This is a genomic window from Sulfurovum sp. NBC37-1 (genome assembly GCF_000010345.1).
Classification (GTDB): Bacteria; Campylobacterota; Campylobacteria; order Campylobacterales; family Sulfurovaceae; genus Sulfurovum.
On sequence record NC_009663.1, the window covers coordinates 1,188,363 to 1,212,769 of the forward strand.

The window sequence follows — 24,407 nt, forward strand, 5'->3', positions numbered from 1 at the left end:
AAAGTTACAGATATTATTATATTAAGGAATATTAAAATGAAAAATAAAGTAGATCACTTTGAACACAAGTCAAAATCATGGGATATGAACTCGAAAAGAGTACAGAATGCCAAAGGCATTGCAGATTTAATACTAAAGAATATAGAACTCACCCCTTCTGTAGAGATCATGGACTTTGGTGCAGGAACAGGATTGTTGAGTTACTTTGTTGCACCTCATGTAGGCAGGATCGTAGCGGTAGACAATTCCCCTTCTATGCTTCTTGAGTTCACAAAAAAGTGTGACGAGTTCGGCTGTGAGACCGAAGTGGTTGAAAAGGACCTCAGTATCGATACGCTCGAAAGAAAATTTGACGGTATCATCTCCTCCATGACCATTCATCATGTTGAAGATCAAAAGGCCCTCTTCTCCAAGTTCTACGACATGCTTAATGAGGGAGGCTTCATTGCCATTGCCGATCTTGACAGTGAAGATGGCAGCTTCCACAGTGACAACACCGGTGTCTTCCATCACGGGTTTGACAGACAGGCACTCGAAAAGATCGCTAAAGAGGCCGGATTTAAAGATATCCGCTTTGATCTGGCCAATACGATCAGCAAACCGTACCGTGACTTTACCGTCTTTTTAATGACTGCGGTGAAATAGTATGAAATATTTATGGCTGGGTATCTTTTTTATCGCTTTGGTTTGGTCGGCTATCAACCCTAAAGACCAGTTCACCTGGTTTCTGGAAGTATTCCCTGCACTGATCGGCTTCATATTGATCGTAGTAACTTATAAAAAGTTCCCACTTACACCCCTGCTCTATACATTGATATTAGTACATATGATCATCTTAATGGTCGGTGGTCACTATACCTATGCGGAAGTACCTCTTTTTGACTGGATCAGGGAAGTGCTGCATCAGAGCAGGAACAATTACGACAAAGTCGGACATTTCATGCAGGGGTTCGAACCTGCAATCCTTGCCAGAGAGATACTGATAAGAAAAGAGATCGTTCACGGGTCACGTATCTGGCTGAACTACATCGTTCTCAGTATCGTCCTGGCGTTTTCCGCTTTTTATGAACTGGTCGAGTGGTGGGTTGCCCTGGCAACGGGCGATGATGCAGAAGCATTTTTGGGCACGCAGGGATATATCTGGGATACACAGTCAGATATGATGTATGCACTTATCGGCGGCATAACTGCCCTGCTTCTGCTCGCCCGCTGGCATGACAGGCAATTGCGGGAAATAGAGTAACGTTTGACTTGAGAAATGGTTGTGCCTGTAGGGGGATAACTATTTCTCTCCAAAGTTTTTGTTATCTATATTATCGAAAGGAATTTTCTTTTCATTGCAATATTCTTCAATCTCTGAATCATTTTTAAAATATGAATCACTAAAATCATCAAATTCCTTTTCAACTGAATTATAATATCTATCTTCAACAGACAGTATTTTTTCAGTATTTTCGATAAACTTTTCAAATTCTTTATTGATTTTACATAACTTATCAATAGTTTTAAAATCTAGTTCTTTTAGCTTTGATTGATATAAAATTTTGCTTTTATATGGATTTGAGTTTAATTCAATTATACCTATTCCAAAAGATTGATTTAATCGTTCCATTTCATCTATAAGACTATCGCTGATTTCAAAAGCTACTAAATATCCATAATTTGCCCAACTAGAATTTGAGACAGCCTGAAAATATGCTTGTTTTAATTCATAGTCTGTGTTAATTTCTTTTTTTAGTTCATACGAAGTTATTTTAAATGTATCACCTTTATTGAGGATTTTCATAAAAGCTTGATTTACTTTTGAGGATAAGTTTAAAAACTTGATACCAATCATATCTGGATGAATCCATTTTTGGTTCTTATCACTATTATTTTTTGATTGTTCGTGAAAAATAGTTTTTGAATAGATATTCTGATTTTTCAAATAGCTACTTAATAATTTATGCAAATCTCTTTCTTTATATGTTAATGAAGGTTTTATGTTTTTTTTCTTTTCGGATACCTCATTTTGAAGGTTTTCAATATCTAATTCTTGTTCATATTTTGCAAGATAATATAAATAGGTCCCACCTTCTCCTTTTATTCTCTTGACCCTAGAGTCATTATTTCTAATAAAGTCACCAAGCAAGGCTGATATCGTCGCTTCTGGTGTTTTTCCTTTACTAAAATCATAATATTTTTTTGAAGTTATATGATTAAGAACATCTTTATGAGTAACTATTTTTTTTAAATCTTCTAAGCTTTTTAGAATTGCTTCTTTCACTGTCATAATTTTCCTTCAAATTTTTTCAGATAACTATTTATTAGGGGGAAAGTATATCCCTTTATTTATGTTAGGAGTATACAAAAAATATCCTGCTATTTCAAGAAAGGTAGCAATTTGCCATATTGTCAGTAGTTTCTCTTTAGAAACTCTAAGATCGTAAAGTTCTTATGTCCTTTTAGGCAGAAATAAGCCAATATACGGACAAAACTAGTAAATACGGTTTCATCTATGATGAAAAGTTTCTTTAGTAAAGCGTTCCCCTACTTGTTGATTTCAGGCAATAGAGAGGACATGATATCCTGCTCTTTTTAAGGGGAAAAATCGTTTTGTATTGCGAGTGGTGTGCGATCAGTGTTTCTTGATCTCCGCGATGATCACACCTCTGAGATCACCCTCTTTGAAACCTGTCGCTTTGTCGTTCGGATAAGCGGTCTTGATGGCTTCAGAGATCTTGGGAGAAAGATCGGTGCCGTGGCACTTGAGGCAGACAGCTTTGGCAACGAGAGGTTTATAGACTCTTGTTACATCGCCCTCTTCCACTACCTTGATATCTTTCGGGCTGAATTTTTTGGCCTGGATGGATGCAACATATTCCTCCATAACCTTCCGGTCTGTGGCATCGGGTGTATTGACTTTGCCGTTTCTTACTTTGAGGGACGTTCTTCTTACTTTTGCATAAGGAGGAAGTTTCTTGTTCACTTCATTGGTGATATCGTTCGCACTGCCTGTACAGAAGGCAAGCGCGGTCAATCCTGTTTTGTCCTCTTTCATTTTGGCCTGAAGCTGTGATTTGAGGGCACCGCCCAGCATTTTGATGTATTTGACACCTTCGAGTTTAACATTTGGTGTCTGTGCCGTATCGGCTGCCATAGTTGAAGTGGCGATCAGCAAAGATGCTGCAAATAAACTTAGTTTCATACTTTTGTCCTTGTTTTTTATTTTTCGATTATAGTAAAGATAGGTTAACCACAGATAAAACTATATGATACCCAGTGTGCTGTAAATTATCGTTTTATGTCTCATCATGTTCGGTTTCACCTGGCGGCATCGGCACAAAGTATCCTATGAGCAAAAGCAATGTTCCCACCACGATAAAAGAGACAATGCGTTCAATGGTTCCGGAGTGTGCAAGTTCTACAAAGAAGAGTTTGAGTACCACAACGATGAGTAGCCCAAAACCTCCCAGCCAAAGTATTTTTTGCCCATAACGTTTGGAAAGTACCATTAAAACAATGGCTATCATGCTCCAAAGTAATGACAGTCCTGTTTGGAAGTAGTCACTATCCCATAATGCATGCATATTGTATGCTATACCTTGAGAGTGGTGTACCGCTCTTGCGAAAATGACAGTGATCAATAGAATTCCCATTATCGCTACTGCACCATAGAGCGTATTCCCTGCCTCTTTGGACAATAAGTTTTTTTGACGATATCCCCAGTAACCCATCATAGCCAAGACCATTATCTGTATGATGTCAAGCAGGTTGAATACAGGCAATGCATTCCCCACAGGCACCACTGAAAAAGTACGTAGCTGCCATACCCCCAAAGCCGTCAATAGACCGCCTGCACCCAACATCTGGTACGCTTCCCTTTGTTCTTCCAGCCAACCTCTATACTGTTTGGGAAGCATGAGTAAAAAAGAAACTACAAGAGGCACACATGCCAAAGCCATAAGCGAATCACTCTGTTGATGGTAAAGATTTTCTATATGATAATGCAATTCCAAACTAACAACAAGAACAAAGAACCAGAGCCCTGCGACATGAATAGCCTTGGCCCACTGCCATTCTTTTCGGTAGAGATAAAGCAGTAAAAAGTGCAAGAGTAAAAAGATACCATAAAGTACGGCTCCCAAATCTACAAAAGGATGCACATAAAGCAGTCTGATGATACCTCCCGCCTGTAAAAAAAAGACAAGCATCCCCAGAAAAAGAAAGCCCTGAAGAGTCTTTACAAGTAATTGCCACTGTACTTTCATCGTCACAGCAACCAAAAGCAAGGTGCCTGCGATAAGTGTAAACAGAATGTCCTGTCCTGCTACAAAAGCGTATATACGCGGTAAAATATTCAATGTCCCCGTAAACCAGAACAATATGGCAAAAAACAAATAGACTTTAGCGATAAATACATCAAGTGCAGGAAGTACATGTTTATGTGTATCTAGCAAATACGCCGCGATGAATGTGGCTGTGATGATGATAAGATAACCCAGATATTCCGCCAGAGTCAGACTATTGTAATATCCTACAGAATCCGGATAGACAAAAAGAGCAACAAACAGTAGAGCCATACCAAAGTAACGTGTTAAAGGACGAGACTGTTTCAGTGCTATCCAGATAATACCGGTACTCTCAAGTGACCAGAGTGCAGCAGAGACATCTGCATCAAAAATGTACGGTATGGCTATGGTAAAAAAGACCACACTGAGTGCCAGAAACGACTGCGCTAAAAGCAAAGTACGTTCTTTGTTTTTCAGCCAAAACCAAAGTGCCAGGTAAAGCAGACCCAAAAAGAGTGCACTGTAAGCTTCTGCATAGGAAAAATCGTGTACCAAACTTATCTGTAAAGGAAATGCTATCATCGGTAAGCCAAAGACCAATGTTCCATCTACAAGATTTTTAGGCTCAAATGGATGTTTGATGGTAAACAAAACAGAAATACACAAATACATAAAGAAATACAGTATCAGAAACGGTTCAGTCGTAGTAAAAAGTTCTGACTTGTAACGTAAAACACCCCACACCGTTGCGATGACAAAGGTAAAAAGGAAACCAACCACATTTAACACACGCCATGAACGGAACCATGCGACGATGAACAGACCAAGGTTTAAGAAAGCATAGTAGGAAAACAGCATGATATGAGAACCATCTCCGCTTGAAGTCAGGATGGGTACCAGAAAACCGCCTGCCGTTGCAAAAAGTGCCAACGGCAGGGAATCTTCCATCACGGCCAAAATCGAGCCTAATACTACTACACCAAGCATTAAAACAAATGCCATTTCCAAAGAGAGTAAGCCATAAAACTTCGATGCCCCGTAGATGAGCAGATAGAGTATCGCCACGCCAAGTCCCTGGAGTATCTGTCCGTAGGCACCTTCTCTGTCACGCAGTCTCCAGCCCGTCACTATCAATGCCACGGCAATCAGGGCAATACCCCATAAACGCATCTCTATGCTTATCACACTGTGTTCTGCGGCATATTTGACCAAAAATGCCAAACCAAAAAAGAGTATCACTCCTCCTATGCGCACAAGCAGATTGCCGCCGGTAAAGTAGTTACTGAGCATTTGCATAAGCCATGAGGGTTCGGTATGCACATACGCTTCTTTAGGAGCAGTATCCCTTGTTGGTTTAGGTGATTCATGTGCCATTTCCAGTTGTGAGACTGCACTGACATATTCCGGCTCCTCTTCTGCCTGATCCTCCGATTCAACGGGTTTCGTTTCAGGTTTGACTGCTTGCTGTTCAACAGTCAGAGTTTGAGCTACAGGTTTTGTATCTTTGTCCAATAGTCTGGATACTATTTTTTCCAAGTGTTTGACTCTGTTTTGAAGTGTAAATATCCAAAGGCCTAATACGATAATCCAAAATGCTGATGTGTTCATTTGTTATCCCTTCCGGTTTTCACTCATCTTTTGAGCCAAGCTCTTAGCTCCTTTAAAGTCAGCCTTTCCTGTCCCAAGTTTTGGTAGCTCTTCTACTTTATAGTACTCGCCAGGCACAAAAAGAGGGTTCATTTCCAGTGATTTTATCTTCTCTTTGAGTGTCTCTATTTCCATCTCTCCTTCAAGAAGAAGCACAAGCTTTTCACCCTTTTTGGCATCTGGCAATGCAGCAACTGCTATTTGGTCATTTTCGCCTAACACAGTTGCTATTTCAAACTCTACAAGACCGAGGCTTACCATCTCGCCGGCTACTTTGGCAAAGCGGCTGTAGCGATCAACTATGGTGAGGAAACCATCTTCATCTATGCGTCCTTTGTCTCCGGTGACGTACCAACGAATGCCATCGATCTCTTTGATGACAGAGGCTGTCTTTTCAGGGTCTCCGATGTAGCCTTTCATGATCTGTGTACCCCCTATGAGTATCATGCCCTCTTCTCCTGTTGGAAGCTCTTCGAAACTCTCAGGATCGACTATCTTGAAACTTGATCCAGGTACAGGCAGTCCTACCGTACCTATCTTGTGACCTATCTGAGGTTTCCAAGAATCCTGCATGAGTACGTCCGGTATGTTTATGGAGGCTACAGGTGTAGTTTCTGTAGCACCGTAACCTTCGTAAATGTCATGTCCGAATTTCTTTTTAAACTCGTCTCGTATCTCTTGGGGGAGTTTTTCTGCTCCTGCTATGACCATACGAAGATCTTTAAACATCAAAGGATGCAGCTTCTTGTTACGTGTATAAAGTCTGAAGAAGGTAGCTGTCGCAAAAAGCATCGTCGCTTCATACTTCGCAGCCATCTTCCCTATGCCAAATCCATCCGTCGGGTCAGGATGGCACACTACAGGTAAGCCTTCTATCAGCGGCAGGAGTGTCGTTACGGTGAGCCCGAACGAATGGAAAATAGGCAAGGTCCCCAACATGACATCATCATCTTTAGGATTGATGAGCGTAATGGCCTGCTTGATGTTCCCCATCATATTTTTATGGCTAAGTTCTATGCCTTTTGGTGTACCTTCACTGCCACTTGAGAAAAGTATTGCAGCTGTCTCTTCCAAGTCTGCATCTTTGATATAGAACAGGCTCAGTAAGCACGCAGGTAAAAGTTTGACAAGTCCCAAAGTAAACACTCCTTTGACTTTACCCATCTTCGCTTTGATATCTTCAAGGTAAATGACTTCCACTTTTGAGAGTACTTCACCCAAGTCAAATCCTTTGGCTTTGAGTTTTGTGACAAACTGTTTTGAGGCTACCACTTTTGTGATGTTGGCGATCTTTAGCGCATGAAGTAGTGATGCTTCACCACTTGAGTAGTTTAGATTTACAATCGTTTTGCCAAGTGTTAAAATTGCCATATTTGCCATGGATCCGGCTACTGAAGTAGGTAACAACAGCCCAATGTTTTGACTCTCTTTGAGTATGGGTTTGAGGGCAGAAGCGATCATCAGCGTGCCTGTGACAAACCTGTCACCATTTACCTCTACGCCAGTAGAATCAGCAATACAGAGTTTGCCACCCTGCTCTTTTGCAGCCCTTATCCATGCTTTTTGCAATGAAGGCAGCGTCTGTGTATAGGTTTTCCAACTCTTCACGGAGAGATCAAACACAGCTTTTTTGACCTCACTTGCACCACTATGCACATTCAACTCCTCTCCAAATGTGACAGAGATGTCTTTATTTGTGTTGCGTTTCATTTTGTTGGAAGCATATGAAAAGTTGTCTTCCCACAACCCTCTTAGATAAAAAGGTATGATGACAGCATCTTCGGCATCTTTGGCCGCCACTTCAAAACCTCTTTGAAAAGTACCCAGGTGTCCATTACGGGACAGATGCCCTTCAGGAAACAGCGCCACAGTCTCACCTCTGTTGAGTGCTGCGGTCACCAAAGCCAAGGCACCTTTGCTTCCACGACTTGAGATGGGTATCACCCCGAAGAAATCCAGAAACGGCTTCAGGTACCATTTATCATAATAGCTTCTCTCCATCACAAAACGTATCTGTTTGGGGTATGCCATCTGGAGGATCGCCCAGTCCAGGAAAGAGACATGGTTTCCCAAAAGGAGTACGCCTTTATCGGCAGGTATATTTCGGAGTCCATCTACATGCAAACGGTACTTAAACCCTATGATCATACGTACAACATACCGAACGAGTGACTGAGGGAGCTTGATAAATGTATATCCCATCCCCAGTAGCGAAACCGTTGCAATAATATAGAACAACCCTACTGCATCTAAATTGAAGTAGCCAAACAGTGCCGTAAGAATGAGAAAGCCGAACATACTCACATTTTGCATAAAGTTGTTTCCCGCAAGTACTTTTCCCAGGATAGGCGACGGGGCGGCAAACTGGATGATGGCATTAAGGGGTACGACAAACAGTCCTGCAGAAAACCCAAATAGGAACAGTGCACTTCCCAATGTCCATAGTGAGGAGAGTGTCGGCATCATAAAAAGCATCACAGTCACACCCAGCGCCCCTAGCGGGATGATACCTGTTTCAATGTAGTTTCTACTCACACGCCCTACCACCATGGAGCCTGCTATCATCCCAAGCCCGGAGAGTGCCAACAGTCCTTGTGCCGTCACTGTATCTGTTACGCCCAGTGTTGCCTTAAGATACTCTCCAAAGATAGCAAGTACCACCTGTGAAACACCCCAGATAATACTTAGACCCAAAATACTCAACCATACTGCACTGTTTTGCCTGATTATAGAAAGATTTTCTTTTAGATAATGCAGATCTTTGTACGCTTGGGGCTCGAAGGCCATACTCTCATCTATAGCGACAGGTTTCACTTTTTTGACCAATCGGCGAGCCAGTATATATTCAAGGATGCTTGCTCCAATGAGCATATACCCAACCGGCGCGATATAGGTTAAAATTTCAGAAGGTATCACACTTCTGTCCTGCAAAAGAGACTCAAAGAAAACAGAGTAGATGACCGCACCTGCCAAGATAGACACAATAGTTACAGACTGTACCAATGCATTGGCGGGCGCCAGGTTTTCATTGCCCGTCATCTCTTTGATAAGACCGTATTTGGCAGGGGAATAAATGGCTGACTGTGCCGCAAGTATAAATGTTAGTCCAAAGGCTGCCCAAAACCAACCCATATAATAAGAAAGAAGTATAAGCGTCGTGATGCCTATGGCAGCAGCAGAAGCATACTCTACAACCTTCACTTTCGGATATTTGTCAGAGATGAACCCGGCAGGAGAGAAAAGAAAGATGAACGGCAGCAGGATAAGCGCGTTGACGATGGCAGTAAGGACGATGAGCTCTGAGCCGTCATAGGCTTTAAAAATGGTGTTTTGCAGGATGATCTTGTGTCCCAGATCCGTCATAGCATTGAGCAGGATGATAAATATGTAGGGAGTAAAACCCGAGATTTTAAATAGGTGTTTCATCTAACTCTCCTTTTTGATGATTTTTTTATGCGTCTCTACCGTGTGCATATTGAAGATATAGGGTTTGAGGGTCAAGACCAGATCAAAAAGCAGTTCATAGCGTTCATCATGTGACTTGCTATCATCCTTGAGAAGTTTTGAACCTATCTCATTTTCTTTTTTTGCAAGTACCTTTGCATCGGCCACATAGGCATCTAGCAGAGAGCAGTCCAGGCCTAAAGCATATGCTCGCTGAAGCACCTTTGCGACTTCCACCTCTTTGGAGGAGAACCCTTTCGCCCGTTCGAACAGGTACCCTTTCACCTGGTATGCCCTTAACGTCTCTTCATCCATATCCAATAGCGTCAAAAACTCTTCTTTGCTGTACCATTGGTTGTCTTTTGTGCCCGAGATAAGCTCCAACGAACGTACCATCATCTCAAAACTGCCATCAAAGTCAAATCTGTTGTCTTCAAATATACTTTTTATCTCAGAGATTGTGTAGGAGAAGTTGTGTTGGAGGTATTTGATAAATTTGAGTATCTGCACACAAGACTCATCATACAGATGTACATTGGGTTTGGGCCTTGAAGGCTCGGGAAGCAGTCCTTCTTTGACGTAGTAAAGTATCGTTGATTTGCTCACATCACTAAGAGCCATCAGTTCTTTCATTTTATATGCCATCACAAATCCTTTTTATTGACTTGTGACAGTATAGTCATTTTAATCTTAAAGTGTAAAGTGACACTCTACACTTTTAATATATTTCTACTTTTTTATGATAAGTCTTTCTTTCATACTCCAATTTTCGTAGCAGTCAAAAAGAGATAATGCTTCCCTGTAATGGTCACTCTGTATTTTTTCTGCTGAAGGTACTTCTTGGTGAACATCACATCGTTACAAAGCAGGCTCATCTCGTTCATGGCATAGTTAGGAGCCTTGGCACCGTAGATCATCTCTCCACCGATCCATCTGGAGTTGGGGAAGCCGAGAATCAGGGCCGAGTCCTCCTTCCTAATGTGGTTTTGGACCAGTTCCATGAAAAAAGGTTTGAAGTTGATGCCGGGGCTTTGCAGTGTGCCAATGCTGATGAGCAGATCGAATCTGCCCACATTCAAACTGTTCAGTTGATTGATATCTTCGGCATGGAACGTTACATTATTTTCGGGAAACTGCCTCTTTGCATATTCTATGGCTGTTTGACTGTGGTCGATGCCGACCAACTCCATATCCTGGTAGGTTTTGACATCTACCCGATTCCTGATAACATCAAATTCATCCCCACGGTTCACACCCAGGTCCAGGATGTGCTTTCTTTTTTCTATGTGTACATTGTTTAGCGCCTGTTGATAGTAGTAGAAAAAAGCCGGTTCCTCCATCTTGTGGATGGCGAAGAAGTCTGAAGCCACACCGTATTTTTTTGCTTTTGGACCTGCCGTATCCAAGTGAAAAGAACTGTCTGTTCGCAGTTTTTGGTATGTCACTGTTATAAACGGGTAGCTGCCCTCTTTGGGCAGGAGTAGCCTGCACAATAGTAGTTCCGCCAGATCACTCCAGGCTTTAAGGCTGCGATAGATATATGTTTCGCCATCTATCTCTATGTGAGTGCCGGCATACCCTTCGGCAAGATCGGGGTTAAGTACAGAGAAGGAGACGCTGTCGTGCTGTGCTATCTCTTTTTGGAGCAAGGGAAGGATATCCTGCATGCTCTGTGTTGTAAATACCATACCTGTATCTCTTTCTTTGTCATATTTTGATAGTATTCTATCATGAAATGTACAGAAAAGAGGTATGACCTCATTGTCATTGGCTCCGGGGCAGCTGGGATGATGGTAGCCATTACTGCTGCACGTAAGGGTAAAAAAGTCCTACTGCTTGAAAAACTCTCCAAGATAGGTGCCAAACTGAAAGCGACGGGCGGTGGACGCTGCAACCTGACTAACACTCTGGACAACGAGACCTTCATGTCACGTTTCGGTCGTGACGGAAAGTTCATGATGCCTGCCCTTGAAGCGTTTGACCACAAAGAACTGATGGCTTTCTTCAAAGAGATCGGTGTGGAAAGTCATGCCCCTGACGGCTACAGGGTCTTTCCTGTGACACACAGTTCATCAACCATCATCAATGCCATGGAGAAGGAGATGCAGCGGTTGGGTGTAGAGGTGCGCTGTTCGCAGAAAGTGACGGGACTCTCACATGATGACAGCCAGGTTGCTGGCGTGGAGACCGAGACAGACAGTTTCGAGGCAGACCATATCGTGGTCGCAACCGGAGGTAAAGGCTATCCGGTACTGGGTGCAGAGGGTGACGGCTACATGCTTGCGAAATCCATCGGGCATACGGTCACCGAAGTGTATCCGGCCATGATGCCTCTGAAAACCAAGGAGAAATGGGTAGCCAACTGTACGGCCGACACCATCGCAAAGGTCGTTATGACCGTTGATATGAAGAAATATAAAAAACTGAAAGCCCAGGGGGATCTCATCTTTACCAAAAGCGGTATCAGGGGTCCTGTCGTATTGGATTTTTCCCGCGAGATCACCCCGCTTTTAAGCAAATATGAGGAAGTGCCTGTTCTGATGAACTTGACCAAAGGGATGAATGAGGAACAGATTCGCAGTCATATCAAAAAGGAGTTAGAAAAAAAACCGCACAGAAACACTTTGGAGATTGTTTCCACCCTGCTTCCCGAATCTGTTAGTCGCGAACTCTGCAAACTCGCAGAAGCCGATACCAACACTGCGTTGGGAAAACTTAAAGGCCAGACACGGGACAGGCTCATCAGGCTTCTTGTCTCCACCCCGCTGACCGTCAACGGCCATGACGGGTTCAAAATGGCGATGATCACACGCGGCGGCGTCTCGCTCAAAGAGATAGACCCCTATACGATGCAGAGCAGAAAAATGGACGGCCTGTACTTTTGTGGTGAGGTGATGAACCTGGACGGCCCCTGCGGGGGCTATAACCTGCAGTGGTCCTTTGCCAGCGGATATATGGCAGGTTTGCTTAAAGATTTTCGTTAAGGTCTTTTGCTTCTTGCCACTTTTCATCTGCAAGAATCCGGCACTTTTTAAGGGTTGCGGGATCAGCTTCTTCGGCTGTTTTGAACCCCTTTTCGTGCAGACAGTCTCGCATGGTATCAGCTTTCAGCTTCTGCCCTATATGGGTTATCTCCTCTTTTCTAAAGTTGTCTTTCTTCACTGCAAGATACCAGATGGTCCCCAGCGCTATGATGGTGATGAGCAGCAGGAATTTATACAGTTTTGTCATATGGCACCTTTGTAAAGGGCACCTCTAATAACCCTAAATACTCATAATGGGTTTTGCAAATGTGAGATTTTGCAAGAGGCTTTCAAGTCCTAGCCAAAGCTAAGACGAAGTAAGTATCTTGTGAAAGATTACGTTTGCAAAGCCCACCCTGTGGGCATCACTAGCTTTTGCCTATGCGTCGTTACTCTTTTTCGACTTAGCTACGGCTAGGCCTTTAAAAGAGTGCCTAGCCTAGACAAAAGCTAGAGATGTTATGAGCATCTAGGGTTATTAGAGGTGCCCTAAAGTTAATTTTGTAGGAAAACTATAGCCAATTTTTCTACTTATTTTCATAAAAAATCAAATGATTCTTCAAATAGGCACATCTAATACTATTATGCTAAAATTCCACACTTTTATTTTATGTAAGGATTTGATGTGTTCAACATTCAAAACTACTCAAAACAGAATATCAAAAATGATATTCTTTCCGGTGCGCTTGTATCTGTAGCATTGGTTCCCGAAGCGATCGCCTTCTCGTTCATTGCCGGTGTCTCTCCGGTGGTCGGCCTTTACGGAGCCTTCATCATCGGGCTCATTACAGCGCTCATTGGCGGTAAACCCGGTATGATCTCTGGTGCTACGGGTTCTGTGGCCGTGGTATTTGTCTCACTCGGCCTTTCGGTCAAATATATGTACCCGGAACTCGATGCGGAAGCACTTTCTATGATGGTATTGCATTACATACTGGTCACCTCCATTATTGCAGGACTTATACAGGTAGCCATTGGTCTGTTGAGAATGGGTAAGTTCATTCGTCTCGTACCCCAGCCTGCCCTTTTTGGTTTCGTGAACGGTCTGGCCATAGTCATCGCACTGGCACAGCTTCCTTTCCTTGCTCCAGCTAATATAGGTCAGTACAGTTCCTGGATTGACATTATCAAAGCCAGTCTCTCCGAGAACTACATCATGTACATTATCATCATCATTACTATGGCGACCATGCAGTACCTGCCAAAAGTAAGTAAAGCCGTACCTGCAGGCCTTGTGGCGATCATTGTGGTCACACTTGTAGTCTACTTTGGGCATATCGATACCAGGACCGTAGGTGACCTTGCAGATCTTTCCAATGTCTCTTTCCCTCATTTTGCCATGCCGGACTGGTCATTGCTTTTCAGCTTGGAATCACTGAAGATCATTCTTCCAACTGCGGTTATCGTTGCGCTGGTTGGTCTCATCGAGTCCCTTCTTACCCTCTCCGTTCTGGATGAAATGGGAGGGAAAAGAGGCTCCGGGAACAAAGAGTGTGTCGCATTGGGTGTCGGAAACGCTACGTCAGGACTCTTTGGCGGTATGGCAGGTTGTGCGATGATCGGACAGTCCGTTATCAACTTCACGTCAGGCGGTCTTGGGAGACTTTCCTCCTTTACTGCAGCAACTCTGCTGATCATTCTTGTAGTAAGTTTCTCGGATGTGATCGCTGCCATTCCTATGGCTGTCCTTGTCGGGATCATGTTCATGGTGAGTATCGGTACATTCGAGTTCTCCTCGATTAAACGTATCAGCCACATGCCAAAGTCCGATGCCTTCGTGCTTGTGATTGTGACCATCATCACCATCTTCTTTGACCTGGCCGTTGCAGTCATTGCCGGTATCATTATTTCCGCGCTTGTCTTTGCCTGGAAACATGCAAAGATCTTTTCCCATACTAAAATGGAAGGGGATAAAAAGATCTATGAACTTGACGGCCCGCTTTTCTTCGGTTCGGTCACTTCATTCAATGAACAGTTCGATGTTGAAAATGACCCTGAAGAAGTGGTCATCGACTTCAAAAAGGCACGGGTCATGGATTCTTCAGGAGCCGAAGCCATTGATGCACTGACAGAGAAGTACAGAAAAGCCGGCAAGAAGCTCACGCTCAGACACCTTTCCGAAGACTGTAAAAAGATGCTGCGAACAGCCGGACCGTTCTGCACCTATGAAGAAGATGACCCGACCTACAAGGTTGCACACGACGTTTAACCTTCTTTGGGTACGCCATAAGCGTACTCACTTTCTATTTACAAAATTCTTTATTTTTATGCTACTATATAAGTAATAAATATTATATGGAGCATATTATGAGATTTTTTCCCTTACTTCTACCTCTTTTTGCCGCTACGTCCCTCTTTGCTCTTGTGCAGAGTATTGAACATCGTGGCGTCAAGGTAACGACCACTCTGCCAGACAAGAAAAAGATAACCTACCATGTAAAACGAAAGATACCAGACATCTGCAAAAAAGTGCCTATTAACAATGAGATGCTTTGGACGGGGAATTTTGCCAACCCCAAAGTTCCTACTGTCTGCAAATCAACCTTTGTACACACCAAAGGGAAACTGCTGCCGATGCATCTGGAGGAAGGACTGGAGACCTTTGGTGAGCTGGAAGTCCTCATCTTTCTAAAAGAGATGCAAAAAGACAAAAATATGCTGCTCCTAGACAGTCGTACGAAACCCTGGTTCGACTATATGACGATACCGGGGGCGGTCAATATGCCGTTTATCTATTTCAAAAAACATAAGGAGTATGAGTTTCATTTTGAATACGCACTAAAATATCTTGGAGTGAAAAAAGATGCGAATGGAGAATATGATTTTACTGAAGCCAAAACCCTGCTGCTTTTTTGTAACGGTCCCTGGTGTACCCAGTCCCCCGAAATGATCTTTGCTCTGCTGAAGATAGGCTATCCGGCAGAAAAGTTGAAGTGGTACCGCGGTGGTATGCAGGACTGGCTGGGTGCGGGAATGACCTCTACCCGCAAGTAGAGATCTATTTGGGATAGGCTTATTCTTCTACAACAACCCTTGCATCAAGCGGTTGAATCGGTCTGTTGTTCGGGTGATGCATCACATGCTCGAATGCTTCAACCTGTTTTTTTGAGATCGTTAGTGGTTTTTCAAGTACGAACCATCTCACTCCTTCAGTACACGGAGGTGTTGTCAGAGAACCGTTAAATCTGTAATAGTGCTGTTTTTCAGGAATGAGGTTCGCAGCAATATCGGCTATTTTTAAGTCATTCTTCTCTCCCGCTTTTTGTGGCATCTTTGCCCAGATCTTTGCAAGGTCCTTGTTTTCGGCTCCCTCTTCGAACATGACTGCAACTACAGCGATGTCCCCGTCTTTGTCAAGGTGTACAAAGTGTGCTTCGAGCGGGAATGCTTTCCCGTTGATGCGGTTCTCACTTGGTGAATGGAAGTGGAACTGCTTGAGTTCAAAAGTGTCTCCGTCAACCACAAGCTTGTCTCCGGCTTCTACATTGACCTGAATGGTATGGCCGTTGTTGACCACCTCTTTGGAACCTTTTTTATAGTCAAGGTTCAACGGTGCATGGTTGGGATCGGAGATTGAGTGTGTGATATTAATAGGCGACTGGTTCAATCCTTCGCTGCACATATGGTATTTTTCTGAAAGATGCCCCCATGTTTCAGGTGTATTGTGACCTGTGTATCCCCATTTTGCTCCATGCCCGCTTGCGTATGAAGCTGATCCCATAAGTGCTACAGCTGCAAGTAGTGAGAGTGTTTTTTTCATTCTTGATCCTTTTGTTTGGTTTGTTTTATAAGTATAGACCCATTCGGGTTAAAAAGTATCAAAAAATTCCCACAAGGCTGGGAAATATCATGAAAAATAATCAGATGTTTAATATAGGTCAAAAATATTGTTTATCTTTGACAGTAGAATTGAAGCTCAAATATCTTCAGCTGACGAACATCCATACGATCAAAATGAGGAATGGCAGGAATGCAAGTGCATAGACTGTTTTTTGTGTCCTGACAGCCTTGTAGATACCCCAGAAAAACAGGACAATGCTCAAGAGCGCTCCACCAACGATCACCGATGAAGGTACAGGAAGTTTCTCTCCGGCAAAAAGAAACAGTGTCGTAATATTTAGAAGGAGCAGTAATCTGATCATTTTTCCATATCCTCCCTGTTGAGCCTGTCCACCATCTTGATACTGTCAAGCGCATTGACAAGTATCTGTTTGGTCGATGCAAGCGGTTTCATACGGAGATTGGTATTCTGCTTGTCTATCGTCTCATCTGTCACGATCTCCATAACCTCTTTTTCAAGTTCTGCAATGATCTCGTTGATCTTTTCTTCGATAAATTCAATATTCATATTGTTTAGTATGTTCCTATTTTGCTTTGGGTCTGAAGATAGTGATGACTTCTTCGTTCGCTTCCATGTATGCACCGCCAATGAGGTCGATACAGTACGGCACGGCAGGAAATACTGCATCCAGGCATTCACGGATCGACTTTGGTTTTCCCGGAAGATTGATGATAAGTGAACCGTTACAGATACCTGCAGTCTGGCGTGAAAGTATAGCCGTAGGAACATACTGCAGACTGACCGCCCTCATCTGTTCCCCAAAACCGGGAAGGAGTTTCTGGCAGACATTCTCCGTAGCCTCCGTAGTAACATCGCGCATTGTAGGCCCCGTTCCACCTGTAGTAACGATCAGGTCACAGTTCTCATCACGCGACAATTTCACAAGTGTCGTCTCGATGAGACTCTGCTCATCAGGGATACACCTGTATTCATACTCGCATTCATTAAGTAAATACTCTTTCATGGTATCCATAATGGCTACCCCGGAGATATCCTCGTAGATACCCTTGCTTGCCCTGTCACTTGTCGTTACTACACCGATCTTTATCTTGTCCATTGTTCATCCTAAAAAAAATTGAGATACTATAGCTTAAAATCGTTAATATCTACCCTAATAGTTATCCTGTTTTAAGCAGGAGTTTATCCAAAAGAGAAGTACTCAGCAAACGTTTCATAAAACCGAGCAGATAGGTAGCCTTGGTAATGTAGTATCTGGGCTTCGGCTTTTGGGCTAATATAATCCTGTGCACCACACGTGAGACAGAGACCGCCTCTTCATTGAAAGGGACATCACTTTTCTTTGCCTTCAGACTCTTAAGGTACTTCTCTTTATGGTCTGAATGCTCAATATCGACATTCTGGCACAGTTTTTGCATGGCCGTTTCTCTGAAATGGCTGGTGATCGGTCCCGTATTAAGCAGTACAGCATAAATCTCAGTGCCCTGCAGTTCGAGCCGAAGCGTATCGGTCAGTCCTTCGATGGCGTATTTGCTGGCATTGTACGCTCCTCTGCCAAAGAGTGAAATGAGACCAAGCACGGAACTGTGCTGGATGATCTTGCCGTGTCCCTGCTTTTTCATCACCGGTATGATCTGGCGGGTACACTCATGCAGACCGAACACATTGGTCTCGAACTGCTCTCTGAGCACATCGGTGCGTATGTCTTCAATCGCTCCAGGCTGTCCGTATCCTGCATTGTTGAACCAGACATCGATGCTGCCCTCTTTTGCAAGTACGTTTTCGATCACACTTTCTACCTGTTCAGGTTTGGTCACATCGAGCTGCATGGCATTTTCAAAGCCCATTGACCTGAGCATCTCCACATCTTTGGGATCTCTTGCCGTCGGATAGACTGTAATGTATCTCTCTTTGAGATACCTGGCTGTCTCCAGGCCAATACCCGTACTGCAGCCAGTGATCACGATATTTGACATATGCAATCCTTTGTTAGTGTTCCCCATATTTTATCTTAGAATGGCTAATGGATATGTTACAATACTTCCATGATTGAAAAACTACGGCAAAACGATTTCTCGTTGGTACTTTCCGGTGGCGGTGCTCTTGGTATCTCACATCTTGGCATACTGCATGACCTTGAAAAAGAGGGACTTTACCCTATCGAGATCATCGGTACGAGTATGGGTGGCATAGTCGGTGCCTGTGTGGCTATCGGTATGAAAGAGGCTGAGATCTATGAACATATTAAAAACTTCAGTAAAATATACAACTGGATGAAGTTCTCACTCTCCGGTAATGCCATGATAGACAACGACAAGATCGCCCTGATCTTTGAAGGGCTCTTTGGGAAGAGAAAAATGAAGGATACAAAAACGCCCCTCAAACTTATCGCAACCAACCTTTTTAACGGACATAAACGTATATTTACTGCCAAAGATGATGTAACTATCAAAGATGCCATTCTCTGTACCTTGGCCATACCAGGCATATTTGAAGAGCATGTGGTCGAGGGCAAAACATACGGTGACGGTTTTTTGTGTGAGAATCTCGGAGTGAACGAAGCTTCCTGTAAAACCGTACTGGCAGTCGATGTTCTTGGAGAGAACTCTTTTGAAAAAGAGATGCCTGACAACTTTTTCAAAACAGCCAATGTTATGGAAATGTTCGAGAAATCCGTCCGTCTACTCATATATAACCAGAGCAGATCGCACATAGCCTGTTCTACAAAAGAAATTCTGCTCATAGAACCAAAGACCAAAGGATACAAGACTTTCTCATTCCACAAGTATGAAGAGATACGTCAACTGGGGCTGGGACTGCTGAGATGAAGCATCTGTACTCAAAACTGCTGGTATTTTTACAGTTCAGTACCATAGGCGTGATGCTCCTGCTGGTGCATTACCGTTTTGATCTTCTGTCCATTCTGGTATTCAGCATCGGGGCTGTTGTGGGCCTGTGGGCATTGACTCACAACAGGCTGGGTAATTTCAACATCGAACCCGAGCTCAGAGAGAACTGCGAGCTGGTTACTACAGGAATCTACCGCTGGATACGCCACCCCATGTATGCCTCCGTGACTCTGATGATGCTTGGAGTGGCTTTGATGGATCCTCGTGCGGTACAATGGCTGCTCTGGCTTTTTCTTGTCAATGTACTACTGCTGAAAGCACAAAGAGAAGAATCCCTCTGGCTTTCACACGATCCATGTTACCTCGAATACAGGGGAAAAACGAAATATTTCATACCGTATATTTTATAACATGAAAGGCTTTCTATGATCACTGACGGATTTAGCTATCTCGCTTTACTGATGGCCATTGCAGCATCTATTGTATTTGCCGAGAAGAAGACGAAAGCAAAGATCTTCGCGTATCTTCCTGCCATTGTCATCATCTACTTTGTCGTCATGCTTTTCTCCACATTAGGGCTCTGGCAGAAAAGCGAATCGATCACGGCTACCTATAAAACACTCAAGTCCGACCTGCTTCCTGCTATGATCTTTTTGATGCTGCTGCATGCAGATATGCGGGAGATTATGAAACTGGGCAAAAAAATGCTTTTGACCTTCCTTCTGGCATCGATAAGCATCGCCATAGGCTTCATAGGTATGTTCACCCTCTTCCACAGTTCCTTTGCGTCTGATTCATGGAAAGCATTCGCTGCGCTTTCAGGTTCCTGGATGGGCGGTACGGGGAATATGGTGGCTATTCAGGGTGCTTTGGACCTCCCTGATGCCGCATTGGGGTACACCTTGCTCATCGATTCTGTCGATTATGCCGTCTGGGTCATGGTACTGCTTGCCCTGGTACCCTTCGCCAAACGCTTCAATGCCTGGAGCAAAGCAGATACTTCTGTCATAGATAAAGTCGGGAAGCATCTCGCATTCAAGGATGCCCAGCGCAAAGCGATCACTTTCCCCTCGCTTTTCCTGCTGCTGGGCTCAGCACTGCTCGTTTCAGCACTCTCACAGTATGCAGGTGCATTGCTGCCAACAACGGATTTTCTTACCATGACGACCTGGGTAGTCATCATAGCTACCGTTGCGGGCATACTCTTTGCCATGACACCTGTTGCAAGGCTCTCAGGATCTTCAGAACTGGCGAGCATCATGCTCTATCTTATTGTTGCACTCATCGCTTCCCGTGCCAACTTTGCTGAACTGGCAGAAGCACCGCTCTACATCATGGCCGGTTTTGTCATTATTGCTATACATGCGACTATCATGATATTTTTTGCAAAAATATTCAGGCTTGACCTATTTTCTTTGGGAGTCGCATCATTGGCCAACATAGGTGGTGTCGCTTCCGCACCCATTCTGGCTTCAGCCTATTCGAAGGCTTTGATCCCCATAGGTGTGCTCATGGCTATGATGGGATACATTCTCGGTACCTTCGGAGGCCTGATGGTTGGCAAGGTCCTGGAGATGATCGCAGGATAAGAGCCGGATCTTATGCCGATTTAATCCAGCTTTTCGCTTCTTCGAAATCATCATAGTCAAAGACTTTGATCTCTGCATCTACGAACGGTGCAGCGATCATTTTACTGAATTCTATAACAGAAGTATCGGTAACAAAAGCCAGACGCCTGATCTTCTGATGATGGTTCTTCACGAATGTGATATGTCGGCTCAAAGCCGCGAAATCTTCCCAGCCTGGGAAAGACTTCGTATAGATGATGATACCGTTGAGTTTCCCGTCACTCTCAAGAATGAACGGATCTATTACCTTGGCAGCATTGTCAAAATCCTTTTTGCTCAATGCACCATGCGGTTCAAGTACCGCAAGAGCGTTCTCTTTATCTATGTTTACTTCCAACATTAATAGTCTCCTTTGTAACTGGTCTTACGAAGTATAACCATTATAGATTAATGGTTCTCCAAAGCGTCACGATTTATTCACGATTGTAGTATAATATAAAAAATCAGAATACAAAAGGATTTGGAATGGTAAGTAAAAAATTTAAACATTTGGGTGCAATAGGTGTACTCTGCTCTGCTCTACTTTTCTCAGGATGTACTCCGGAAGATGAGGCTATGGCTACAGGAGCGGCACTGGGTGTGGCAACTGGATTAGCCCTTTCCTCCTATAGTTATCCGTACTATTATGGACATCCATATTATTATTATGGTGGGCATTATTATTATGGCGGATACTATCGTAATGGCTATTACTATTACAGAGGTCACCGGTATAGAAATGGACACTATTATAATAATGGGTACAGATACTACAATGGTCGACGCTACAGAGCACAACCAGGACGCTACGGATATTATAGAAACCAAAATGAATACAACAGATACAGAAGTAGTAGCTACAACAGAAATAGAAGTTACAATAGCAATTATAGAAGTAACAGCAATTACAATAGAAGGTATAGTAACCGAAACTACACGACCACACGTAGCAGCAGGGTTAGGAATACGACAAGAGTAAGAACTTATCGCCGATATTAAAAGAGGAAAAGATGCAGGAAAAAACGGTATTGACAGCAGAAGAACAGCTTAAAGAGTATGAAAAGCTCAAAGCTGAACTTCTAACAGCCTATCGTAAGCTGAAAATGGAACTCGAATATGCAATGGATAATGTTGAAGAGGGACTGGTCAAAGAAAAACAGGAAAAACTTTCCCGACAGATCAAAGCGCTTTCCGTAAAGATAGATACAATAAAAACAGAAGAAAGTATGGCGTGAAAATATCCCGTATCAGAACCGATCTGCTTAAAGCACCCCTTAAAAATCCTTTTGTCACTTCTTTGCGTCGTGTAGATGTGCTGGAGGATCTTGTCGTCATCATCGAGTGTGACGACGGTTCTGTCGGTTATGGAGAAGGAGCTCCTACGCCTGTCATTACCGGTGAGACCATCGGTTCCATTGAAGCAGCCCTTGCTTTGATAGAACCGTTTCTTATAGGTATGGAGATAGAGGATTTTGATACGCTTCTTGGACATGTTCACTCCCATATCATCAAAAATACTACAGCCAAATCCGCACTGGAGATCGCCCTGTACGATCTTAGAGCCAAATCTTTCTCTCTGCCTCTTTATGCAATGCTTGGCGGAGAAAAGAGAGAGTTTGAGACCGATATTACTATCAGTATGGGAGAGATAGACAAAATGATAGCCAATTCTCTGAATGCGGTTTCTCTTGGCTACAGTACACTCAAAATTAAGATCGGAGATGACCCCCAAAAGGACATTGAACGCATTATTGCCATACATGAAGCCCTGGACGATAGCATTCAACTGAGACTCGATGCCAACCAGGGCTGGACAGCAGAACAGAGTGTGGAACTCCTGCACGGCATTGAAAAGCGGGGAATCATCACCGAATTCATCGAGCAGCCTGTGGCGGCAGATGATATTGAAGGGTTGAAATATATCAAAGAGAGAGTAGAGACTCCCCTGCTTGCCGATGAATCGATTTTCTCGCTCAAAGATGCCCGCAGACTGCTCGAACTTGAAGCCATAGACTATGTCAATATCAAACTGGCAAAGACAGGAGGCATCACACAGGCACTTGCCCTTGCCGATCTCTCAAAAGAATTCGGTGTGCAATGTATGATAGGGTGTATGCTGGAAGGTCCCATATCCGTTACCGCAGGTGTACATGTAGCCTCGGCCAAAGCAGATGTGATCACTATGCTCGATTTGGATGCCGTCAGCTTGCTGGTTTCTCACCCTGTTGAAACCACCGTACACTATAATGAGAGTCGAATCATGCTTTCAGAGGATGTCGGCCTGGGTATTTCAGGGATTAAAGATCTATAAAATGACCTATTATATCAAAGCATACACACTCTATTAACTTATCTGTATTAGAATAGCAAAAACCAAAATAAAGCATACAAAAATGTACAGAAAGATCAACTTTGTTATTTTTATAATCTTTTCTTTTTCCACACTTCTACCTGCCCAGTATCTGCTTAAAGAGAGTACCCGAAAACCCAGTAAAATCGACCATATGCCAAAAAATAAAGTGGCGGATATGCGAAGAATACCTCAGGACCCTGCCTACTATGCCAAACAGATCAAACTCTGGCCAAAAGCCAGGCAGAAGCGTTCCGATAAAGCATTTAACCGCAAATACTTCAAACCATGGCGACTGAAAAAACTGGATATCCCCATGAAGGATTTCGCTTGGGAAGTGCGTTTTGTAACCAAAAACAAGATATACACAGAAAACGGGAAGCAAATACCGGCATCAACCTATAAAAAATGGATACGTAATGCAAACTACAAACATAAAAATGCCAAGCGCTACAAAGCCATCACGACCGAACGTACCAATGTAAGGGCATTGCCTACCTCTACCCCCTTCTACCTTGATCCTCACCGTGTCGGGGAGGGATTTCCTTTTAACTACAATCAGAACTCGGCCCTACATATGAATGTACCGGTGTTCGTATCACACTTTTCAAAGGACGGTAGGTGGGCATTCGTCCGTGCCTCCTACGCTTTCGGATGGGTAAAGGTGAGTGATATCGCCTTTGTCGATCAAAAGTTTATTCGAGCTTTCAGGAACGGTAAGTATGCCATCACGATCAAAGATGACCTCAGACTGTATGACGAGAACGGCAAAGAGGTGAGTTTCGTGAAACTGGGAACGCTTTTCCCAGTTTCGAAGGACGGAAAGCACTATCTTGCGGCCAAACGTGACAGAAATGGCAAAGCACAGATAGAAAAGATTGCTGTGAGCAATCCCAAGATCATTGCAAAAAAACCGCTTCCGTTCACACCTCATAATGTTGCCAAAGTGGCCAAAGAATTCTACAATGAACCCTACGGCTGGGGCGGTGGCTACGGCTGTCGTGACTGTTCTGCGACAACCAGAGATTTTCTGGGTGTGTTCGGTATTTTCCTCAGGCGTAACTCAAGCAAACAGGCAAAGGACGGTCAGTCCATACCCATCAAAGGTATCCCGAGACAGGCAAAGAAAAAGAAGATCATCCGGGAAGCAGACCCTTTCCGCTCCCTGCTCTACGTTCCCGGGCATATAGTTCTCTATCTTGGCGAGTACAAAGGGGAACCGGTGATCATGCATACCTATTGGGGTATTCGCAAGAAGGACGGTTCAAAGCTGGTTACAGGACGAACCATAATTACCTCTACGGAACCGGGCAAGGAACGCAGAGATACCAAAGAGAGCAGCAGGCTTATCAATACACTCAAAACGATAGTGAAATTCTAATAGAATATAATCAATAAAACAAGGTAAAATACGCTC

Annotated in this window: 25 protein-coding genes; 12 read left to right on the forward strand and 13 right to left on the reverse strand. The window is 43.6% G+C overall.

The genetic code is table 11. From position 1 onward, the window contains the following. Window positions 1-36 precede the first annotated feature (36 nt). Together SUN_RS05975 and SUN_RS05980 are read left to right on the forward strand one after the other, a co-directional pair. On the forward strand, window positions 37-645 hold the full coding sequence (locus SUN_RS05975; protein WP_011980847.1) for a class I SAM-dependent DNA methyltransferase: 609 nt from the start codon (window positions 37-39) through the stop codon (window positions 643-645). A gap of 1 nt (window position 646) precedes the next feature. Next, window positions 647-1,243 (forward strand): DUF2238 domain-containing protein, encoded by a 597-nt coding sequence (locus SUN_RS05980; RefSeq protein ID WP_011980848.1) that lies wholly within the window; start codon window positions 647-649, stop codon window positions 1,241-1,243. Window positions 1,244-1,282: 39 nt separating this feature from the next. Here the strand turns inward: SUN_RS05980 and SUN_RS05985 are convergent, their stop codons facing one another. The 6 genes from SUN_RS05985 to SUN_RS06010 all read right to left on the reverse strand — a co-directional run bounded on the left by SUN_RS05985 (window position 1,283) and on the right by SUN_RS06010 (window position 11,050). Then, window positions 1,283-2,272, reverse strand: a complete 990-nt coding sequence (locus SUN_RS05985) for an HTH domain-containing protein (protein WP_011980849.1) — start codon at window positions 2,270-2,272, stop codon at window positions 1,283-1,285. Window positions 2,273-2,617: 345 nt separating this feature from the next. Then, the gene (locus SUN_RS13020) at window positions 2,618-3,187 is read right to left on the reverse strand and encodes a Tll0287-like domain-containing protein (RefSeq protein ID WP_011980850.1); all 570 of its coding nucleotides are present in this window, start codon (window positions 3,185-3,187) and stop codon (window positions 2,618-2,620) included. A gap of 94 nt (window positions 3,188-3,281) precedes the next feature. Further along, window positions 3,282-5,807 (reverse strand): DUF2339 domain-containing protein, encoded by a 2,526-nt coding sequence (locus SUN_RS05995; RefSeq protein ID WP_158298182.1) that lies wholly within the window; start codon window positions 5,805-5,807, stop codon window positions 3,282-3,284. 75 nt (window positions 5,808-5,882) lie between these two features. Then, window positions 5,883-9,344 carry an acyl-[ACP]--phospholipid O-acyltransferase gene (locus SUN_RS06000; protein WP_011980852.1) on the reverse strand — a complete coding sequence of 1,154 codons (3,462 nt, stop codon included), beginning with the start codon at window positions 9,342-9,344 and terminating at the stop codon, window positions 5,883-5,885. Next, a complete protein-coding gene (locus SUN_RS06005) occupies window positions 9,345-10,007 on the reverse strand; it encodes a MerR family transcriptional regulator (protein WP_011980853.1) in 663 nt (220 codons plus the stop codon). Window positions 10,008-10,117: 110 nt separating this feature from the next. Then, window positions 10,118-11,050, reverse strand: coding sequence for a class I SAM-dependent methyltransferase (locus SUN_RS06010; protein ID WP_011980854.1), 933 nt, complete (start codon window positions 11,048-11,050; stop codon window positions 10,118-10,120). A 42-nt stretch (window positions 11,051-11,092) separates the two neighbouring features. On the opposite strand from SUN_RS06010, the gene SUN_RS06015 reads away from it, so the two are divergent. Next, complete coding sequence (locus SUN_RS06015) at window positions 11,093-12,346, forward strand: NAD(P)/FAD-dependent oxidoreductase (protein WP_011980855.1); 1,254 nt, start codon at window positions 11,093-11,095, stop codon at window positions 12,344-12,346. Here SUN_RS06015 and SUN_RS06020 read toward each other — a convergent pair. Beyond that, window positions 12,330-12,593 (reverse strand): hypothetical protein, encoded by a 264-nt coding sequence (locus tag SUN_RS06020; RefSeq protein ID WP_041672706.1) that lies wholly within the window; start codon window positions 12,591-12,593, stop codon window positions 12,330-12,332. The genes SUN_RS06015 and SUN_RS06020 overlap by 17 nt on opposite strands. A 417-nt stretch (window positions 12,594-13,010) precedes the next feature. Between SUN_RS06020 and SUN_RS06025 the strand changes: the two genes are divergently transcribed. Together SUN_RS06025 and SUN_RS06030 are read left to right on the forward strand one after the other, a co-directional pair. Beyond that, complete coding sequence (locus SUN_RS06025; protein ID WP_011980856.1) at window positions 13,011-14,594, forward strand: SulP family inorganic anion transporter; 1,584 nt, start codon at window positions 13,011-13,013, stop codon at window positions 14,592-14,594. 98 nt (window positions 14,595-14,692) lie between these two features. Then, window positions 14,693-15,379, forward strand: coding sequence for a rhodanese-like domain-containing protein (locus tag SUN_RS06030; protein WP_011980857.1), 687 nt, complete (start codon window positions 14,693-14,695; stop codon window positions 15,377-15,379). Window positions 15,380-15,398: 19 nt separating this feature from the next. Here SUN_RS06030 and SUN_RS06035 read toward each other — a convergent pair whose 3' ends face one another. The 5 genes from SUN_RS06035 to SUN_RS06055 form a co-directional block, all read right to left on the reverse strand. Then, a complete protein-coding gene (locus tag SUN_RS06035; RefSeq protein ID WP_011980858.1) occupies window positions 15,399-16,145 on the reverse strand; it encodes a carbonic anhydrase in 747 nt (248 codons plus the stop codon). Window positions 16,146-16,311: 166 nt separating this feature from the next. Next, the gene (locus SUN_RS06040; RefSeq protein WP_041672707.1) at window positions 16,312-16,527 is read right to left on the reverse strand and encodes a hypothetical protein; all 216 of its coding nucleotides are present in this window, start codon (window positions 16,525-16,527) and stop codon (window positions 16,312-16,314) included. Further along, on the reverse strand, window positions 16,524-16,733 hold the full coding sequence (locus SUN_RS06045) for a hypothetical protein (protein ID WP_041672708.1): 210 nt from the start codon (window positions 16,731-16,733) through the stop codon (window positions 16,524-16,526). The genes SUN_RS06040 and SUN_RS06045 overlap by 4 nt, the downstream gene beginning before the upstream one ends. Before the next feature lie 16 nt (window positions 16,734-16,749). Further along, the gene (gene mog / locus SUN_RS06050; RefSeq protein WP_011980859.1) at window positions 16,750-17,283 is read right to left on the reverse strand and encodes a molybdopterin adenylyltransferase; all 534 of its coding nucleotides are present in this window, start codon (window positions 17,281-17,283) and stop codon (window positions 16,750-16,752) included. Window positions 17,284-17,344: 61 nt separating this feature from the next. After that, window positions 17,345-18,160: an SDR family NAD(P)-dependent oxidoreductase gene (locus SUN_RS06055; protein ID WP_011980860.1), complete on the reverse strand. Its 816-nt coding sequence runs from the start codon at window positions 18,158-18,160 to the stop codon at window positions 17,345-17,347. Window positions 18,161-18,229: 69 nt separating this feature from the next. Here SUN_RS06055 and SUN_RS06060 point away from each other — a divergent pair, with 69 nt between their 5' ends. Genes SUN_RS06060 through SUN_RS06070 form a run of 3 tightly spaced genes read left to right on the forward strand, consistent with a single transcriptional unit; the run spans window position 18,230 to window position 20,622 of the window. Beyond that, window positions 18,230-19,012, forward strand: coding sequence for a patatin-like phospholipase family protein (locus SUN_RS06060; RefSeq protein ID WP_011980861.1), 783 nt, complete (start codon window positions 18,230-18,232; stop codon window positions 19,010-19,012). Beyond that, window positions 19,009-19,443 carry a methyltransferase family protein gene (locus tag SUN_RS06065; RefSeq protein WP_011980862.1) on the forward strand — a complete coding sequence of 145 codons (435 nt, stop codon included), beginning with the start codon at window positions 19,009-19,011 and terminating at the stop codon, window positions 19,441-19,443. Before SUN_RS06060 ends, SUN_RS06065 begins: the two co-directional genes overlap by 4 nt. Before the next feature lie 15 nt (window positions 19,444-19,458). Further along, the gene (locus SUN_RS06070) at window positions 19,459-20,622 is read left to right on the forward strand and encodes a DUF819 domain-containing protein (RefSeq protein WP_011980863.1); all 1,164 of its coding nucleotides are present in this window, start codon (window positions 19,459-19,461) and stop codon (window positions 20,620-20,622) included. Between the two features lie 10 nt (window positions 20,623-20,632). Here SUN_RS06070 and SUN_RS06075 read toward each other — a convergent pair whose 3' ends face one another. Beyond that, window positions 20,633-21,001 (reverse strand): STAS/SEC14 domain-containing protein, encoded by a 369-nt coding sequence (locus SUN_RS06075; protein WP_011980864.1) that lies wholly within the window; start codon window positions 20,999-21,001, stop codon window positions 20,633-20,635. Between the two features lie 285 nt (window positions 21,002-21,286). Between SUN_RS06075 and SUN_RS13590 the strand changes: the two genes are divergently transcribed. The 4 genes from SUN_RS13590 (at window position 21,287) to SUN_RS06095 (ending at window position 24,371) form a co-directional block, all read left to right on the forward strand. Beyond that, complete coding sequence (locus SUN_RS13590; RefSeq protein ID WP_041672709.1) at window positions 21,287-21,619, forward strand: hypothetical protein; 333 nt, start codon at window positions 21,287-21,289, stop codon at window positions 21,617-21,619. 31 nt (window positions 21,620-21,650) lie between these two features. Beyond that, window positions 21,651-21,875, forward strand: coding sequence for a hypothetical protein (locus SUN_RS06085; RefSeq protein ID WP_011980866.1), 225 nt, complete (start codon window positions 21,651-21,653; stop codon window positions 21,873-21,875). Further along, window positions 21,872-22,951: a dipeptide epimerase gene (locus tag SUN_RS06090; protein ID WP_011980867.1), complete on the forward strand. Its 1,080-nt coding sequence runs from the start codon at window positions 21,872-21,874 to the stop codon at window positions 22,949-22,951. The genes SUN_RS06085 and SUN_RS06090 overlap by 4 nt, the downstream gene beginning before the upstream one ends. An 82-nt stretch (window positions 22,952-23,033) precedes the next feature. Next, window positions 23,034-24,371: an SH3 domain-containing C40 family peptidase gene (locus SUN_RS06095; protein ID WP_011980868.1), complete on the forward strand. Its 1,338-nt coding sequence runs from the start codon at window positions 23,034-23,036 to the stop codon at window positions 24,369-24,371. The last annotated feature ends 36 nt before the right edge of the window (window positions 24,372-24,407 follow it).